This window comes from Streptomyces sp. PH10-H1, from assembly GCF_030063355.1.
Lineage (GTDB): Bacteria > Actinomycetota > Actinomycetes > Streptomycetales > Streptomycetaceae > Actinacidiphila.
This window is the reverse complement of sequence record NZ_JASISZ010000187.1, coordinates 1-2363: the sequence shown is the minus strand read 5'-3', so window position 1 is coordinate 2363 and position 2363 is coordinate 1. Positions and strand designations below refer to the sequence as shown.

The window sequence follows — 2363 nt, the reverse complement described above, 5'->3', positions numbered from 1 at the left end:
TGTCGGCGTACACGTGAACGTGCTCAGTCCCGTACGGATGAACGTGCTCAGTTCTTGATGTGCTGAGGGCGGTTGGTCGGCAGTCTGCTGCTGTCTGTTCGGGGCGGTGGAGGGCGGCTGACGGTGGTTTTGGACCCGCATCGGTGGTTGGAGCTTCGGCGTTTTCGCGGTCTGTACGAGTCCGGGGCGATGAGCCTTTCGGAGATCGCGAAGGAGACCGGGCTGAACCGGCGCACGGCCCGCAAGTACCTGTCCGGGCAGGCGCCGGTCGCGCCGCCGCTGCGGACGGTGAGCGGGCAGCCCCGTAGCCGGGTGGTGGACGAGGTCGCGCCGTTGATCGACGCGATGCTGCGGGCCGAAATCCTGATCAAGGGTGCGGTGGTCCACGAACGCTTGGTCGCGGAGTACGGCTTCAGCGGCAACTACCAGCGGGTGAAGATATATCTGCAGGAGGCCCGGCCCCGCATCGCCGAGGAGCTCGGCATCAGCCCGGGTGAACTGGCCGGACTGCACCGCAGGTTCGAGGTGATCCCCGGGGCCCAGGCCCAGGTCGACTGGGGCGACGAGGGTAGGACGCTCGCTCACCTGGGTATCCCGAAGGTCTACTCGTTCCACATGGTCCTGTCGTACTCGCGCGACCCGTTCTGCTGCTTCACCACCAGCCAGGACCTGGCAGCGTTCTTCGACTGCCACCGCCGCGCGTTCGAGCACTTCGGCGGGGTGCCCATGACCCTCGTCTACGACCGCACCAAGACCGTCGTCCGCCGTCATGTCGCCCCGGGCGAGGCGGTGCCCCTGCATCCGGAGGCGGTGGCCTTCGCCGGGCACTACGACTTCGACATCGACGTGCTGGCCGCCTACCGGCCCACCGGGAAAGGCCGGGTCGAACGGCAGGTGTTGATCGTCCGTGACCATGTCCTGGCCGGACGGGCGTTTTCCTCCGTCGAGGAGATGGACGCCGCGTTCACCGCCTGGGTGCCGCTGCGGCGGGCGAAGGTCCACGGCACCCACGGCGAGGTCATCGGGCACCGCGCCGTCCGCGATCACGTGGCTCTGCGGCCGCTGCCGCGAACACCGTATGTGGTCAGCCAGCGGCATCTGCGGCACGTCGGCAAGGACTGCCTGGTCGCTTTCGACGCGAACCTCTACTCAGTGCCGGCCCGCAAGGTCCGCCCCCGCCAACTGGTCGAGATCCGGGCCACGAAGTCCCAGGTCACGCTGCACTCCACCACGCCCGACGCCGGCGGCGAGACCCTGCTGGCCGCCCATCCACGGGCGGTCGGCCGCGGCGCCCGCATCGTCGATGAGAAGCACTGGGATGGCCTGCCCAGGGGCGATAACCGCCGCGTGACCACGGGTGATGTCCCGTCCCAGCCCCGCAACCGGGACGCCCTGGGCATCGGGGCCGGTCCGCTGGGGGCTCTGCTGAACCGGGCCGCGGCCACCCGCATCGAGGTCGGCCGCCGCCCGCTGTCGGTCTATGACGAACTGACCGGCACCCGCCCCTTCACCACCCCGTCGACGCCGAAGGAACCGTCTTGAGCGAGCTCGTCAGCACCCGTATCCGCACCACGGCCATCAAGCTCGGCCTGCCCCACCTGGCCGAGGCCCTGAGCCAGTACGTCTCGCGGGCAGACGAGGCCAAGATGGGCTACCTCGACCTCATCGACCTGGTCCTGGCCGAGGAACTCGCCGTCCGCGACGACCGCCGCTTCCGCCAGAGCCTGCGAACCTCGAAGCTTCCGCACCACAAGACCCTTGACGACTACGACTTCTCCTTCCAGCCCGAGCTCGACCCGCGCAAGGTCAAGGACCTCGCCACCCTGTCCTTCGTCGAGGCCAAGGCGAACGCGGCCCTCCTCGGGCCGCCCGGAGTCGGCAAGACCCATATCGCCGTCGGGCTCGCCGTCGCGGCCTGCCGAGCCGGCTACTCGATCTACTTCACCAGCCTCGACGACATGGTCCGCAACCTCAAGGCCGCCGAGGCTGCCGGGCGTCTGACCAGCAAACTCGGCACCTACCTGCGGCCCGGCGTCCTCGTGGTCGACGAGGTGGGCTACCAGCCTCTGGAACGAGCCGAGGCGAACCTGGTCTTCCAGGTGATCTCCAAGCGCTACGAGAAGGGCTCGATCATCCTGACCTCGAACAAGACCTTCAGCGAGTGGGGCCAGGTCTTCGGCGACGAAGTCCTCGCCACCGCGATCCTCGACCGGCTCCTCCACCACTGCGACGTGATCGCCATCAACGGCCCCAGCTACCGGCTCAAGAACCGACTCGCCGCCATCGAACGCGACACCGACGCAGCCTGACACCTGAGCACGTTCAGCTGTACTTGGCTGAGCACTTCAACGAGTACGCGGACA

At 68.3% G+C, this 2363-nt stretch carries 2 protein-coding genes; both read left to right on the top strand.

The genetic code is table 11. The features are described 5' to 3' along the window. Positions 1-189: 189 nt before the first annotated feature. Entirely contained in the window at positions 190-1542 is a 1353-nt protein-coding gene (istA, locus tag QMK24_RS41050) for an IS21 family transposase (RefSeq protein WP_502962721.1), read from the top strand. Then, positions 1539-2309, top strand: a complete 771-nt coding sequence (gene istB / locus QMK24_RS41045) for an IS21-like element helper ATPase IstB (RefSeq protein WP_283472016.1) — start codon at positions 1539-1541, stop codon at positions 2307-2309. Before istA ends, istB begins: the two co-directional genes overlap by 4 nt. Positions 2310-2363 lie beyond the last annotated feature (54 nt).